Annotated in this window: 9 protein-coding genes, 2 tRNA genes and 2 pseudogenes; 6 read left to right on the top strand and 7 right to left on the bottom strand. The window is 72.6% G+C overall.

Annotated elements, in window-relative coordinates; translation table 11 throughout:
* The first annotated feature begins 69 nt into the window (after positions 1 to 69).
* From RNL97_RS16960 to RNL97_RS16950, 3 genes are all read left to right on the top strand, one after another.
* Positions 70 to 1,194: a radical SAM protein gene (locus RNL97_RS16960; protein ID WP_313750903.1), complete on the top strand. Its 1,125-nt coding sequence runs from the start codon at positions 70 to 72 to the stop codon at positions 1,192 to 1,194.
* Positions 1,191 to 1,355 (top strand): hypothetical protein, encoded by a 165-nt coding sequence (locus tag RNL97_RS16955; RefSeq protein WP_313750901.1) that lies wholly within the window; start codon positions 1,191 to 1,193, stop codon positions 1,353 to 1,355. The genes RNL97_RS16960 and RNL97_RS16955 overlap by 4 nt, the downstream gene beginning before the upstream one ends.
* A gap of 88 nt (positions 1,356 to 1,443) precedes the next feature.
* The gene (locus RNL97_RS16950; RefSeq protein WP_313750900.1) at positions 1,444 to 2,310 is read left to right on the top strand and encodes a GNAT family N-acetyltransferase; all 867 of its coding nucleotides are present in this window, start codon (positions 1,444 to 1,446) and stop codon (positions 2,308 to 2,310) included.
* 108 nt (positions 2,311 to 2,418) lie between these two features.
* Here the strand turns inward: RNL97_RS16950 and RNL97_RS16945 are convergent.
* Positions 2,419 to 2,491: transfer RNA gene (locus tag RNL97_RS16945), tRNA-Arg, on the bottom strand.
* A gap of 205 nt (positions 2,492 to 2,696) precedes the next feature.
* Positions 2,697 to 2,787 (bottom strand) — tRNA-Ser (locus tag RNL97_RS16940).
* Positions 2,788 to 3,086: 299 nt separating this feature from the next.
* On the opposite strand from RNL97_RS16940, the gene RNL97_RS16935 reads away from it, so the two are divergent.
* Positions 3,087 to 3,662: an SSI family serine proteinase inhibitor gene (locus RNL97_RS16935; protein WP_030579076.1), complete on the top strand. Its 576-nt coding sequence runs from the start codon at positions 3,087 to 3,089 to the stop codon at positions 3,660 to 3,662.
* A gap of 379 nt (positions 3,663 to 4,041) precedes the next feature.
* A complete protein-coding gene (locus RNL97_RS16930) occupies positions 4,042 to 8,175 on the top strand; it encodes a response regulator (protein WP_243314439.1) in 4,134 nt (1,377 codons plus the stop codon).
* An 88-nt stretch (positions 8,176 to 8,263) separates the two neighbouring features.
* On the opposite strand, the gene RNL97_RS16925 is transcribed toward RNL97_RS16930, so the two are convergent.
* The 5 genes and pseudogenes from RNL97_RS16925 to RNL97_RS16905 form a co-directional block, all read right to left on the bottom strand.
* Positions 8,264 to 9,916, bottom strand: a complete 1,653-nt coding sequence (locus tag RNL97_RS16925) for a long-chain fatty acid--CoA ligase (RefSeq protein ID WP_243314438.1) — start codon at positions 9,914 to 9,916, stop codon at positions 8,264 to 8,266.
* A gap of 191 nt (positions 9,917 to 10,107) precedes the next feature.
* Positions 10,108 to 10,671, bottom strand: a complete 564-nt coding sequence (locus tag RNL97_RS16920; protein WP_030579227.1) for a SigE family RNA polymerase sigma factor — start codon at positions 10,669 to 10,671, stop codon at positions 10,108 to 10,110.
* 180 nt (positions 10,672 to 10,851) lie between these two features.
* Positions 10,852 to 12,012: pseudogene (locus tag RNL97_RS16915) on the bottom strand (lipid-transfer protein).
* A 429-nt stretch (positions 12,013 to 12,441) separates the two neighbouring features.
* A pseudogene (locus RNL97_RS16910) lies at positions 12,442 to 12,680 on the bottom strand (acyl-CoA dehydrogenase); the annotation flags it as partial.
* Positions 12,681 to 12,859: 179 nt separating this feature from the next.
* Positions 12,860 to 13,174, bottom strand: a complete 315-nt coding sequence (locus RNL97_RS16905; RefSeq protein WP_010064866.1) for a hypothetical protein — start codon at positions 13,172 to 13,174, stop codon at positions 12,860 to 12,862.
* A gap of 347 nt (positions 13,175 to 13,521) precedes the next feature.
* On the opposite strand from RNL97_RS16905, the gene RNL97_RS16900 reads away from it, so the two are divergent.
* On the top strand, positions 13,522 to 14,433 hold the full coding sequence (locus RNL97_RS16900) for a bifunctional DNA primase/polymerase (protein ID WP_313750899.1): 912 nt from the start codon (positions 13,522 to 13,524) through the stop codon (positions 14,431 to 14,433).
* Positions 14,434 to 14,543 lie beyond the last annotated feature (110 nt).

The following is a 14,543-nucleotide window of genomic DNA, read 5'->3' as shown; positions in this document are numbered from 1 at the left end:
CCACTGCCTCGCCGGCCGCCAGGAGTCCCGTGTGCTGTCCCGCTCCGTGATCCGGAAGGAGGGCCACCGATGGCCCACGCTCTGATCGCCTCCCCATTCCTCGACGGACACCTTCTCCTCAAGCCAGGAGCACGGGCCGGCGCCCGAATCTCCGCCGACCACTACGAGGGCCTGCGCCAGACCGCCACCGACGGTGGGTCGCTTCCCACCTGGGCGGTACAGACCGCCGCCGACATGTGGGGCCTCGACCTGGACGGCCAGACCGCGCAGGGCACCGTGCTGGTACGCGAGCCGTCCCCGTACGGCTACTGCCGGGCCTCCTGGGAGATCAACCTCGGCTGCAACTTCGGCTGCAAGCACTGCTACCTCGGCGAGCGGCCCTTCTCCGGCCTCGCCTGGGAGGAGAAGGTGCGGCTGCTGGACATCATGCGCGATGCCGGTGTCCTCTGGCTCCAGATCACCGGCGGCGAGCCCACCATGGATCCTCACTTTCAGGGCGCGTACCGGTACGCCTGGCAGGCCGGAATGATGCTCACCATCTCCACCAACGGCTCGCTGCTCTGGCGGCCGGACCTCCTCAAGCTCTTCCGCGACTGCCCGCCCTACCGCCTGGTGCTCAGCATGTACGGGGCGAGCGAGGAGTCCTTCGACACGCTCACCCAGCGCCGCGGGGCGTGGAAGGCGTTCCGGCGCGGCATGGACGCCGCCCGTGAGGCGGGGCTTCCGCTGCGGATCAACGTCGTGGTGACCGAGGACAACGCCTCCGAGGCCGACGAGATGGCCGCCCTCGCCGACGAGTGGAACGTCGAGAACCACGCGTACACGAACATGACGCCCACGATCTACGGCGGCGGTGAGCCGCTGCTCGCCCAGTCCGCCGCCCACCTGCGGCAGCGCAAGCCGTTCGCCGGCTGCAACGCGGGACACACCTTCTTCCACGCCGACCCGCACGCCAAGGTGTCGATCTGCAAGGTCAGCCGCGACGACCAGATCGACCTCATGGCCGAAGGCATCGACGGCCTCACCCGGCTCGGCGCGATCGCCGACCGCCTCATGCTTCGCACCGGTGGGTGCGAGGGCTGCGCCCTGTCCGGCACCTGCCGGGTCTGCCGCCCCCTGGCCAAGCACTACCAGGAGGCCAAGGCGCCGCTGCACAGCTACTGCCAGCACGGAGACAAGGAGAACGCCTCATGACCCCGCCCGTACCGGTGACCATCCTCCCCGGCCCGCCGGCCTCGGCCCGCTGCGCCGCCCCGCCTGTCGCGACCGCGTCGATCACCGCCGTCCAGGACCTCGACGTGATCGTGGAGAGCGCGGAGTGCTCCTGCGACGCCGGTGACGACAACCCCCACTGACCGACACGATCCGGTCAACTCCGTTCAGGCCCCGGCGTACTCGCGTCAGGGCCTGAGCCCTGCCCGTCCCACCGCTAGGGTGCCGCTCATGTTCTTCCGCTGGGACTGGCTCCGGCCCCAACTGACCGCGCCGATCGTGCCGACTCTCGGTCCCATCCACCCCGATGCCCTGACCGTCAGCGTGTTCGAGGACATCCTGCGAGCGGCCGACACGGGTGACTTCCTGCCCTACGACAAGGACCGGCGCTGGGGCGGCGAGAAGGACGAGAAAGTCCTCCGCGAGGACGTGGTTCACCAGCCCGAGCACACTCTCATCCCCACCCTGAGTCGGCGTGGACGCGGCACTGTGAAGGTCTTCGCCTACGGGCCCCGCGACACCGTCGTGGATGAGGCCGCCGAGCTGGCCGCGAAGCTCGCCTCCACGCACGACGTGGCGGGCGCCCGGGTCGTACGCCCTCTCGGTCCCGAGACTGCACACCCGCGCGGCACCCGCATCCAGCTGAAGGACTTCACCAACGGCCCCTGCCCCGCCCCGGACGGCCCGGTCCGCCCCATCACCGCCTGGCCGACCGTCGTGCAGAACACCTTCGTCCCGTTCGCCGAGACGATGGCCGCCGACGGCCTGGCCTTCCTCCACACCCAGATGCAGACCGGCCGGTGCGGCCCCGTCCTCGCCACCGCCATCGAAGACCGCATCGTCGGCGCGATCGGCCCCATGGAAGTACGCGTGGATCCGATCGGATGCCCCCAGCTCATGCCCCAGTACTTCGCCGTCCTACCCGAGGCCCGAGGCAAGGGCATCGGACGCATCCTGTGGCGGGCGGCGATGCACTGGGGGCAGTCCCACGGCGCCGCCTACCAACTTCTCCAGACCGAGGTCGGCGGCCCTTCGGATCGACTGTGTCACTCAGAAGGGCTGGCCTCCCTCGGGTTCAGTCGCACGACGCACGTCTAGCCTTTGAAGGGGGAAGACCGCGACGGCCACTACCGTTGCTGTACTTCGCTGCTGTACGGGCAACGCGAGAGGCCCCCAGAATTTCTCCTGGGGGCCTCTGGCCTGCTGTGCACTCGGCAGGATTCGAACCTGCAACCTTCTGATCCGTAGTCAGATGCTCTATCCGTTAAGCTACGAGTGCTTGGCGTTCCGGGCTTTTTCTTCCCGGTCGGCGTTGCGAGAACAACATTACATGACCTGCGCCGTGACGCGAAATCCATTAGCCGCACCACCGCTGAGCTGCGGAAACGACCTCTGAAGCCCACCCCGGGCGCGCCCTCCGCGCGCCCCCTCGTCCCCGGAACGACCGAAGCCCCATGCCAAGGGCACGGGGCTTCGGGATGGAGCGGAGGCGGAGGGATTTGAACCCTCGATGGGCTTTAAGACCCAAACCGCATTAGCAGTGCGGCGCCATAGACCGGACTAGGCGACGCCTCCTCCACACTCCTCGCGCGGACGCGAGTGGTGCGTGCAGATGATGACACAGTCGAGCGTCGTGCCACCAATCGCCGCCAACGTTACTAGGCCTCCGGGGGGCAGGGCAAAGCAGTTCGGCGTGGTGGCGCAACGTCCGGGCGCGGTGCGCGTTAGAGAGGGGTGGGGGCCTCGGGTCTCCGCCAGTCGTCCAGTCGTCGTCGCCCGTTCGTCGTCCGTCAGCGGGGCACCGGGGCGGGTCCGTGATCGCCCGTGACCACCGCCCGCGGTTGACCCCGCTGCAGAGATCCTGGAGCTTTCGCATGCTGCGCCGTCTCGCCCTCACCGCCGTCGTCCCGCTCGCCGTCCTCGCCGCCGCCGTGCCGGCGTCCACCGCCACCGCCTCCGGGGCCGCGTCCTCCGGGCCGGTGCCCTCCGCCGTGCCGACCTCCGGACCGTTCGCCGCCGCCCGGCCCGCCCTCGGCCCGCTGCCCGTGCCCCTCCCGCTGCCCGGGTTCCTGGACGACGGGGAGGGGAACGGGTCCGGTGAGGCCGACGAGGCGCGGACGCGGCTCACCGTGAGCGTGGAGAACACCGGGGTCCCCGGGGCCGACGGCACCTTCGAGCTGGAGTGCGGGCCCACCGGGGGCACCCACCCGGAGGGGCAGGCCGCCTGTGACCGGCTGGCGGAGGCCGGGGCCACCCGGGCCGGGCGGCAGGAGCTGTTCCGGGAGACCCCTGAGGGCACGATGTGCACGATGATCCACGGCGGCGACGCCACCGCGCGCATCGTGGGCACTTGGGAGGGCCGGGCCGTGGACACCACCGCCAGCCGCCGCGACGGATGCGAGATCGCGCGCTGGAACAGCCTCGTACCGGTGCTCCCGGATGTCCGGTAGCCCGATGTCCGGCAGCCCGTCGTCGGCGGCGGGCGGCACCGGCGGCCCGCCGACGGCCGACCCGTCGGCGGCGGCCTCGTCGGCGGCGTGAAGGCGACGGCGTAAAGACGTTCGCACCGGCGAAGGGGCGCAGGGCGCTCCCGGGGCCCGGGAGGAACCGCCGGGCCCCGCGTCCGCGCACGTCACAGGGTGTGCGGACGCTCACGGCATGGGCCCCTGGCGTACACCGCGCGCACAGAACCTTGGTGAGAGCTCCCCCTCATCCGCCGCCCCCGGGGCCTCCCCTGGCCTTAGACTCCTCCAGTGACAGTCTGCGGCCCGAGGGGCAAGATGGAGCCCGCTGTCGGCAAGGTGCGGTAATCAGGGAGGAAGCGTCGTCGTGAGCAGCAGGCCATCCCGAGGCACTGCTCGCCTCGCAGCCATACTCGATGCCCTTCCTGACGGGCTTCTGCTCGTCAATTGCAATGGCACGGTCGTCAACGCCAACGCCATCGCCCTCGAGATGTTCGAGACCCCGGGCACCGCGCTCGTCGGTCGCGGACTGCTCGATCTGCTGCCGGAGTTCGACTCCAAGCTGATCCCGGGGTCGATGCGACGGCCCGAAGCTGCGGACGAGCAGGGCAGGACCAAGCCCACGCGGATGACCGCGCGGCGCACCGACGGCCACGAGTATCCGGTCGAGGTCACCAGCGCGAGCCTCGACAGCGGACAGGCCGCGTACAACGACATCCACTCCAGCTACACCGGCGACGAGCTCCTCATGATCGTCGTACGGGATCTCTCCGGCACCGTCGACACCGAGGCCGAGCTGGCCCGTTCGCAGCGGCAGACCGAGATGATCCTGCGGGCCGCGTCCGAAGGCGTCGTCGGTACGGACACCGACGGGCGCGTCGTCCTCGTCAACCCCGCCGCCGCGCAGATCCTCGGCTTCCGGGCCAGCGACCTCGGCGGCCAGGAGCTGCACCCGCTGATCCTGCACTCGCGGGCGGAGGGCGAGCCGTTCCCGTACGAGGACTCCCCGCTCGCCGACACCCTCAAGTCCGGGCGCAAGCACCGGGTGCGCGGGCAGGTGCTGTGGTCCAAGAGCGGCGCCCGGGTGCCGGTGGACCTGACGACCGCGCCGGTGCGCGACGGGGACCAGCTCGTCGGCGCGGTGATGACGTTCACCGACCGCCGGCCGTACGAGGAGCTGTCCGCCCAGCACAAGAACGTCGTCGCCGAGCTGACCACGAGCCACTCCGCCGAGGTCACCGCGCTCAAGGAAGCGCACGCGGCCGAACTGGAAGCGCTGAAGGAGGCGCACGCCGCCGAGCTCGCCGACCGCAGCGAGCGGTACGCCGCCGAGATCGAGGGTCAGGCCGAGCAGCTCGCCTCCCTGAGCGCCCAGCACGCCCAGCTCACCGCCGTCCTCGGCGGTTCGCTGCGCGGGCCCTTGGAGGAGCTGCGCGGCGAGCTGTCCACGCTCGCCTCCGACCCGGCCGGCCAGCTGTGGCCCGAGGCCAACCAGATCCTGCACCACCTCGCCGCCGGGTACGCCCGGATGACCACGCTCGTCGACAACGTCCTGGGCTACCAGCGCCTCGACGCGGGGGTGGAGGGGCTGCACAAGGCCCCCGCCCTGATCGAGGGGATCGTGAAGGGCGGGATCGACGGGGCGGTGGAGCTGATCGGCCCCGGGCGCGCCCAGTTCGCCGTGCACGCCCCGCCGATCGAGGCCGAGGTCGACGCGCGTCAGCTCGCGACCGCCATCGCCCATCTCGTCGCGGACGTCTGCGGTGTCGACTCGACCGGCAAGACCCGGGCCGTCCCCGGGGGCGGCTACGTCGACTCCACCGTGGTCGTGGCCGCCGCTCAGCGCGGTGACGTCGTACGCATCGAGGTGCGTGGACCGTTCGCCGGGGGCGACCCGGTGCACGAGCCGATCGTCCGCGGCATCGTCCAGGCCCACGGCGGGGTCCTCCAGACCCACGAGATGCCCGGCATGAGCGGCAGCGCGTACGTCCTCGACGTGCCCATCGGCGCGGCGTCGGGCACCATCGCGCCCCCGGAGCCGGACGCGAACGGCCTGTCGCCGGAGCCCACCGCCCCGATGTCCTCGTCGTCGCCGGAAGGCGTCGGAGCGCCGGGCGTCACCAGCGGCGGCCGGCGCCGGGCGCGCAGGTCCTCCACCGACGCTTTCCTGGACAGCCCGGCCGGTACGCCGGAGAGCGCTGCCGACGGCACGGCCGGGGCCGTGGCTCCCGGTGCACCTTCCGCCTCCGTTCCCGCCGCCGACGACCGGCCCGTTGCCGAGCCGACCGGGCGGCGGCGGGCGCGCCGTGGACCGGCCGCGCCCGAGGAGCAGCAGGCATCCGAGCTGATCCCGGCCCAGCAGGGCGAGGGTTCCGGGCGGCGGCGCGGGCGTCCCAGCCCCGCCGAAGCGGCCCTGACCACCGTTCCCGGGACGGACGCCGGGAACACCGGTAGCGGCGTGCGGGAGCAGCAGCCGCAACCGCAGCGCCAGGCACTGGCCCTGACCTCCGCCCCGTCCGGGGCCCCCACCGCGCCCTCGGAGGGGGCGGTCGTCACCGCGGCCGAGAACGCCCAGGGCGGCGGCCGTCCGCAGCTCGGGCAGACCGTGCCACCCCAGGGCGTCCCGATGGACCCGCAGCAGCCCGTTCCGCCCACCGGACGGCGCGCCCGTCGGGAGGGCGAGCCCGCCGCCCTCCCCGCCCTGGCGTCCGGCAACGGCGGCAACGGCGGCAACAGCGGACCCCCGGACCCGGCCCAGCAGCCGGGTGGCCGACGGGCCCGGCGCGCGCTGGCCGCCGCCCAGGAGCGCACCGCGGCGGACGCCGGTCCGCGTACCGCCTTCGCCCTGCCGCCCGCCGACGCGGACCGGGCGCCGCTGGCCCCCGACGCCCCGGCGGGCCCCGGCGTCGACGCGAGCGCCCATCACGCACGGACCGCACCGGAGGTCGGCCACACCCCTCCGCAGGCGCACCCCGTGGCCCCGGCGCACCACCTCCCGCAGACGGACGCGCACTCCGGGCAGGGCCTGCCCGGGGCGGATACGTCCGGGAACGGCCTGCCCCCGGCGCCGGGGACGGCAGCAGGGCAGGGTCCGGAGACCGGCTCCTGGGGCGACACCGGGCAGACCGCGCACACCACCGGCGTCGCCGCCGTCACCGGCCCCGAGGCGCAGCCGGCCGACGGTGACCCGGGCGTTCCGGCCCCGGACGCTCGGCGGCAGCCGCTGCCCGCCGAGGAGCCGATGCCGGAGGGCACCAGTCCCGACTCGACGCAGGGGAGGGCCTTCAGCGTGCGCACGCTGGGCCAGGGCGTGCCGTTCGCCCAGCACCTCGCGCATCAGCAGAACCAGCCGCACCAGAGTCTCGGTGGGGCCGGCCGGCGTCGCAAGCTCGCCGCCCCGCCGGAGGGCGACCGCACCCCGGCCCGGGCCCCCGGCAACCAGCAGGCCGCACCGCCGACGGCGCCGACGCCCGCTCCCGCGACCACGAACGCGCCCACGCCCCCGCCCGGACCGCAGCAGAACCAGCCCGTGGCCCCGCCTCACGAGCACGCCCAGCCGGGTCAGCTCGGACAACCGGGTCAGCCGGGTCACACGGGCGGCGGGCCCGGCGCCGCCTACGGCGAGGGGCAGCTGCTCGCGCCGCCGGTCGCGGAGGGGCGTGCGTACGCCATAGGGGCGCCCGACGAGGGTGCCGAGGGTCCCGAGCCGCTGGACGGGCCCGGGGGCGCGGTCGAGGTCGCCAACCGGCCGCACCCGCACCCGGTCGACGACGAGCTGCCGCCCGAGCCGCTGGACAACCCGCGCCGACTGCTGGTCTGGCCCGCCCCCGACGTACCGACCCAGCAGGCGCTGAGCGACCGGGGCTACCGTCCCGTGATCGTGAACTCCCGCGAGGAGGTCGACGCCCAGATCGCCGCGTTCCCCGCCGCGCTCTTCGTCGACCCGCTGACCGGTCCCATCACCCGTACCGCGTTGCAGTCGCTGCGCCAGGCCGCCGTCGCGGCCGAGGTCCCGGTGCTGGTGACCGCCGGTCTCGGGCAGGCGACCCGGGAAGCGGCGTACGGGGCGGACCCGGCCGTCCTCCTCAAGGCGCTGGCCCCGCGCGACAGTGAACAGCATCCTTCGCGGGTGCTCCTGATCGAGGAGCACGAGGAGATCGCGGTGGCGCTGACGCAGACCCTGGAGCGGCGCGGGATGCAGGTGGCGCGCGCCGCGACGGACAGCGAGGCCGTCGACCTGGCGGGCCGGATGCGGCCGAACCTCGTGGTGATGGACCTGATGCAGGTTCGCCGTCGGCGTGCCGGGATCGTCGACTGGCTGCGGGCCAACGGGCAGCTGAACCGCACCCCGCTGGTCGTCTACACCTCGGCCGGGATGGACCAGGCGGAGCTGCCGCGGCTCGGATCGGGTGAAACCGTTCTCTTCCTGGCGGAGCGGTCGACCAGCGACGAGGTCCAGTCGCGGATCGTCGACCTGCTGGCGAAGATCGGCACCAACTGAGCGCACGCGAAAGCAGAACAGGCCGGGGGCGGTACGGGATTCCGTACCGCCCCCGCCCTGCTTCACGTGAAACGTGCGGCGCGGAAGCTCAGAGCTGGGTGACGTCCAGCTCGCCTGCCGCGTACTGCTTGCGGATCACCTTCTTGTCGAACTTCCCCACGCTCGTCTTCGGCACGGCGGGGATCACCGACCAGCGCTCCGGCAGCTGCCACCTGGCGATGCCCGACTCGGCGAGGAACGCCTTCAGCGCCTCGTAGTCGACATCGGCGGCGCCTTCCTTGAGGACCACGGTCGCGAGCGGCCGCTCCCCCCACTTCTCGTCCGGTACGGCGACGACCGCCGCCTCCGCGACCTCCGGGTGGGCCATCAGCGCGTTCTCCAGCTCGACGCTGGAGATCCATTCGCCGCCCGACTTGATGACGTCCTTGGCCCGGTCGGTGAGCGTGAGGAAGCCGTCGGTGCTGATCACGCCGACATCACCGGTCTTCAGCCAGCCGTCCTCGCTGAACTTGTCCTCGGGGCGCAGGTGCTCGCCGTCGGAGCCACCGTAGTAGGCCGCGGCGATCCAGGGGCCCCGGACCTCCAGCTCACCGGCCGACTCGCCATCCCACGGGAGGTGTTCGCCGCCGGGGCCGACCAGCCGCGCCTCGACTCCGGCCGGGAAGCGGCCCTGGGTGACCCGGTAGGGCCACTGCTCCTCGTCGCTCAGCCCGGCGGGCGGGTGGGCCATGGTGCCCAGCGGCGAGGTCTCCGTCATGCCCCAGGCGTGGCAGAGCCGGACGCCGAGCTTGTCGTACGCCTCCATCAGCGAGGGCGGGCAGGCCGCGCCGCCGATGGTCACGTTGGCCATGGAGGTGAGGTCGCGCGGGCTGGCGGTGACCTCGGCGAGCAGGCCCTGCCAGATGGTGGGCACGGCGGCCGCGTGCGTGGGGCGCTCGCGCTCGATCATGTCGGCGAGCGGGGCGGGCTGGAGGAAGCGGTCCGGCATGAGCATGTTGACGCCGCTCATGAACGTGGCGTGCGGCAGACCCCAGGCGTTCACATGGAACTGGGGCACGACGACGAGGGTGGTGTCCTTGTCGGTCAGCCCCATCGACTCGGTCATGTTGACCTGCATCGAGTGCAGGTAGATCGACCGGTGCGAGTACACGACGCCCTTCGGGTCGCCCGTGGTGCCGGAGGTGTAACACATGGCGGCGGCCTGGCGTTCGTCCAGCTCGGGCCAGTCGAACGTGGTGGAGCGGCCCGCGATCAGCTCCTCGTACTCGTGCACGCGGGGCGTGATCCCGGCGAGGGCGGAGCGGTCGCCGGGACCGGCCACGACGACGTGCTCGATGCTCGGCAGGTGGGGCAGCAGCGGCACGAGGAGCGGCAGCAGCGAACCGTTGACGATCACGGCCTTGTCGTCCGCGTGGTTGACGATCCAGGCGAGCTGCTCGGGCGGGAGCCGGAGGTTGAGGGTGTGGAGCACGGCGCCCATGGAGGGGATGGCGAGGTAGGCCTCGACATGTTCCGCGTTGTTCCACATGAGCGTGGCGACCCGCTGGTCGCCGTCGATGCCCAGCTCGTCGCGGAGCGCATTGGCCAGCCGGGTGGCGCGGACGCCGATCTCGGCGAACGTACGGCGGTGCGGCTCGGGTTCGCCGGTCCAGGTCGTGACCTGCGACTTCCCGTGAATCGTCATCCCGTGGTGCAGGATGCGGGTGACAGTCAGCGGTACGTCCTGCATGGTGCTCAGCACGGCGTCCTCCCGGTGGGCGCTACGCGGCAGTAGGTTTCCGCTGATTCTGCGCACATACCACGCGGTATGTCACTACTCGCGGGACGGAATTCCTGACCGGGGCCTTGCGGGAGACTCTTCCGGGATCGTGAAACCGGCATGCCGGCGTCGGCGCGGACTCGCTTCGACGGGCCGGAGTCTGCGGGCTCGCGTCAGCGGACCGGTGTCAGCTCCGGGTCCTCGCGGAGCTTGCCGAGGGCGCGGGAGACGGCGCTCTTGACCGTACCGATCGACACGCCGAGGACCTCCGCCGTCTGGGCCTCGCTCAGGTCCTCGTAATAGCGCAGGACGACCATCGCACGCTGGCGGTCCGGGAGCTTGAGCACCGCGCGCCACATCGCGTCGTGCAGCGACTGCTGCTCGGCCGGGTCCGGCGTCGGAAGGCTCTCCCGCTCGGGCAGCTCCTCGCAGGCGAACTCGTCGACCTTGCGCTTGCGCCACTGCGAGGTGCGGGTGTTCAGCAGGGCCCGGCGGACGTAGCCGTCCAGCGCCCGGTGGTCCTCGATCCGCTCCCAGGCCACGTACGTCTTGGCGAGCGCGGTCTGCAGCAGGTCCTCCGCGTCGCACGGGTTCGCGGTGAGCGAGCGCGCGGTACGCAGCAGGACCGGTCCCCGGGCCCGTACGTACGAGGAGAACGACGCGTAGGGCGGGTGGGGGTGGTGTCCGGCGGTGGCGGAGGCCGCCCTGGAGGCGCCCGTGCAGACTGGCGTGGTCATGTACTCAACGCTAGGAGCGGGCGCCGCCGAGGGGATCGGCCCCAGGTCCCGAAGCGCTGTCCGCCTCAGGTTGTAGGGGGCGTCCACCCTGCACCTCCTGAAGGTGGACGGGCCTTCCCCCCTCCGTCAGGGTCCGCCCCCGAGCGCCCCGGGGAGCCGCCCGTACCCGGAAGGTGCCGCTCAGCCGTCCGTACCGAGGGCCAGGCCCGACGCCGGAACGCCCGTACCGGCCGTGACCAGGGACCTTGCCGCGCCCGCCACCTGGTTCACCGAGGTGCCGCGGATCTGCCGGAGGGCCTCCGCGATGCCGTTCATCCCATGGAGGTACGCCTCCCCCAGCTGGCCCCCATGGGTGTTCAGGGGCAGGGCGTCCGCCGCGACGAAGTCGCCCCCCCCGGTCGGCAGAAGCCGAACTTCTCCAACTGCATCAGGACGAACGGGGTGAAATGGTCGTAGAGGATGCCCACATCGATGTCGGCCGGGGACAGCCCGGAGCCGCGCCAGAGCTGCCGGGCGACAACGGCGGTCTCCGGCAGGCCGTTGAGCCCGTCCCGGTAGTAGCTCGTCATCTGCTCCTGCGACCGGCCCGCCCCCTGCGCCGCGGCGACGACGACGGCGGGCGGCCGGGGCAGATCGCGGGCCCGCTCCACGCCGGTGACGACGAGCCCTGGCCGCCGTCGGTCTCCTGGCAGCAGTCCAGCAGCCGCAGCGGCTCCACGATCCAGCGGGACGCGGCGTGGTCGGCGAGCGTGATGGGCTTCCCGTGGAAGCACGCCGCCGGGTTCCGCGCCGCGTGGAGCCGGTCGACCACCGCCACGTGCCCGAAGACCTCCGGCCCCAGGCCGTAGGTGTGCAGGTAGCGCTGGGCCGTCATCGCCACCCAGGAGGCGGGGGTGAGCAGCCCGTACGGGAGGTTCCAGCCGAGCGCCGTGCCCTCGGCCGTGGGCTCGGCCGCTGGACGCCGGAGCCGAAGCGGCGGCCGGAGCGTTCGTTGAAGGCCCGGTAGCAGACGACGACGTCCGCGATGCCGCTGGCCACCGCGAGCGCGGCCTGCTGCACGGTGGCGCAGGCCGCGCCGCCGCCGTAGTGGATCCGGGAGAAGAACGACAGCTCGCCGATCCCGGCCGCCTGGGCGACGGTGATCTCGGGGCTGGTGTCCATGGTGAAGGTGACGAGCCCGTCCACATCGGCGGGGGCGAGGCCGGCATCGTCGAGAGCGGCACGGACCGCCTCGACGGCCAGTCTCAGCTCGCCGCGGCCGGAGTCCTTGGAGAACTCGGTGGCCCCGATACCGACGATCGCGGCCTTCCCGCCGAGCAAGTCGGCTCTTCGGATGCTCATGCTTCCCTTCGCCTTTCCGCGGGAGGGCGATGGTGACCGTGCCGGTGACGTGGCGGCCGATGCCGTTGCCGCCGATGACCTGGACGACCGCTTCGACCGACCCCCCGTCGACCGGCTCGGCCTGTCCCTCGCCGGCCACCTCCGTAATCCGCCCGGTCAACCGCAGCACGTCGCCCGGGTAGTTGGGAGCGCCGACTCGTTGACGGGGTCCTTGCCGCGCCCGGCGGTGGCGGCGGCACGGCCGACGAAGCACAGGAGCACGTCGGACAGCTCATCGCGCCCGGCCTCGCCGGCCGTTGTCGGCCTCCGGCCGTACGGCTTCAGCTCCCGCCCCACCCCCCCTCTCGCCCACGGCCTCCTGACACATCCGGTAGACCTCGACCGCGCCCTCCGTGCCCGCGAACTTCACCCCGCTGGCCTCGCCGGGGCGGGGGCGCCGGCCCGGTACGCCTTGTCAAAGAAGACGAACTGCTCGTGGGGGCCGGGGCCCCGGCCCCCGTACGCCTCGGGCCGGCCAAGCCCGAGCAGCCGGTCGGCGCCGATCCGCCGGAGCAGCCGACACCGCTGCCGCTCGCTCCCCGGCGCGGCCTCGTCGTCCGTCAACGCACGGAAGAACGAACGAAGTTCGACGGGGGTCACTGCTGGCGTTCCGTAGGAGCGAGATGCACGCAGGGGCCTCCAGAGCATCACATCTGGCTGTCCGTCAGATCTCGACTTCCCGTCAAGACGCGGGCAGCCCGCACGGCGGCACCGAAGTGCCGCCGTGCGGGCTGCCGTCCGGTCCGCCGGAACCCACCCCCCGGGAGGTCCCGACGCACACGTCACCCGATGAGGATCACCGGACGGATCACCAGAAGAACGGCGTGAAGTTCACCGCGACGCTGTGGTCCGACTGATCGATCGGCACAAAGGCCGAGTTGCTCACCTGGGCGGACGTGTTCTGGTTCGACGCACCGGCGCCGACGGCCTGCTGCTGGGTCGTGGACGAGTTGCCGGAGTTGTTGCCGCCGACACCGCTGCCGCCGATCGTCGCCACGGCCGCGTTCGATCCGTCGTTCGCGAAGGAGCCGTTGTCCGCCACGGCGACCCCGCCGCAGAGCGCGACGGTCAGGGGCAGAGCAGCGACGGCGGCGAGGACGCGAGCGGTACGGATACTTGCCATGTCATTTCCTCCAGAAAGCGGAACTGCGGCTTCATCTTCGGCCGATTCCGGGGAAGTCGGCCGACCACCCCGGTGCTGTTCACAACGTCGCGAGACCAGAGTTGCCCAGCACATCCCCGGCGAATCCCTCACCACCTCCCGATTCCCTCTCCCGTATGACGAAGAGCGGATAAACCTCCCAAGCCGCAGAGAAGTCCAGGTCAGCGAGGGAATCGCGGCGACCGTTGGGGCGCCGGGGAAGAAGCGTTCCGCCACTCACCCTCATCGGCCGCCCCCGAGCCTGCCCTCGCCCGCCTCCCGACCACCCCCCCCTTCCCTTCTTCGAACGTATGTACGAAACTCGTTCCATGGCCACCACCGACCGGCAGACCCACACCCTGGCCCTGGCCCATGCCCTGGCCGCCGCCGGGCGCGGCCTCCCCGTCTTCCCCCTTTCCGCCACCAAGCTCCCCGCCCTGCGCTCCCCCCACCGCGGCGATCAGCAGCCCCCGACGCACTGCCGGGGCGAGTGCGGGCTGCCGGGACACGGAGTGCACGACGCCACCACCGACCCCGCGGCCGTCCGCGCCCTCTTCGCCGCCGCCCCCCGGGCCACCGGTTACGGCATCGCCTGCGGACGCGCCCCGCACCGCCTCATCGGCATCGACCTGGACGTCGACCCGGCGTACGGCAGCGACGCGGCGGGCGCGCTGCGTCAGCTGGCCCTCCAGCACCTGTTCACGATCCCGCCGACGGTCACGGTGCTCACCCCGAGCGGCGGCCGCCACCTCTGGCTGGCGGGGCCCGCCGACGCGACGGTCCCCAACTCCGCCGGCCGCCTCGCCCCGGGCATCGACATCCGCGGCAGCGGCGGCTACCTGGTCGGCCCCGGCTCGGTCACCGCCCGCGGCCGCTACCGCCTGGCCCCCGGCACCGCCCACCTCGCACCGGCCCCGTGCCCCCGCGCCCTGCTCCGCCTCCTCACCCAGCCCCGCCGCCCGCCCACGGCCACCACGGGTGCGGGCCTCGCCCCCACTCCGGACCGCCGGGGCGAGGGCCTGATCCAGTTCGTGCTGGCCGCCCACGAGGGCCAGCGCAACACCCGACTGTTCTGGGCGGCCTGCCGCGCGTACGAACACGGCTTCGGCGACGCCCTGGCCGACGCGCTCACCGCGGCCGCCGTCCGCACGGGTCTGCCGGAACACGAGGCCCGCGCCGCGATCGCCTCGGCGGCCCGACTGACGACAAGGCGCGGCGAGGAGACGAACGGCATGGCTTGAAGGAGCATTCAAGACAGCGCTTTCTGTCTGCATCCAACAACGTCGTGAGCCCCACTTCCGCAGGAGACGCAAGCGAATAGGAACCGACTCCGATGATCAAACACCCACCC

The organism is Streptomyces parvus (assembly GCF_032121415.1).
GTDB classification, from domain to species: domain Bacteria; phylum Actinomycetota; class Actinomycetes; order Streptomycetales; family Streptomycetaceae; genus Streptomyces; species Streptomyces globisporus_A.
This window is presented reverse-complemented; position numbering and strand designations above follow the sequence as displayed.

What these genes read in the sequence shown, in the direction of transcription:
- RNL97_RS16955 (WP_313750901.1), top strand. Translation starts at nt 1,191, where the DNA reads ATGACCCCGCCCGTACCGGTGACCATCCTCCCCGGCCCGCCGGCCTCG.
- RNL97_RS16950 (WP_313750900.1), top strand. Translation starts at nt 1,444, where the DNA reads ATGTTCTTCCGCTGGGACTGGCTCCGGCCCCAACTGACCGCGCCGATC.
- RNL97_RS16905 (WP_010064866.1), bottom strand. Translation starts at nt 13,174, where the DNA reads ATGGCAAGTATCCGTACCGCTCGCGTCCTCGCCGCCGTCGCTGCTCTG.
- RNL97_RS16960 (WP_313750903.1), top strand. Translation starts at nt 70, where the DNA reads ATGGCCCACGCTCTGATCGCCTCCCCATTCCTCGACGGACACCTTCTC.
- RNL97_RS16935 (WP_030579076.1), top strand. Translation starts at nt 3,087, where the DNA reads ATGCTGCGCCGTCTCGCCCTCACCGCCGTCGTCCCGCTCGCCGTCCTC.
- RNL97_RS16900 (WP_313750899.1), top strand. Translation starts at nt 13,522, where the DNA reads ATGGCCACCACCGACCGGCAGACCCACACCCTGGCCCTGGCCCATGCC.
- RNL97_RS16920 (WP_030579227.1), bottom strand. Translation starts at nt 10,671, where the DNA reads ATGACCACGCCAGTCTGCACGGGCGCCTCCAGGGCGGCCTCCGCCACC.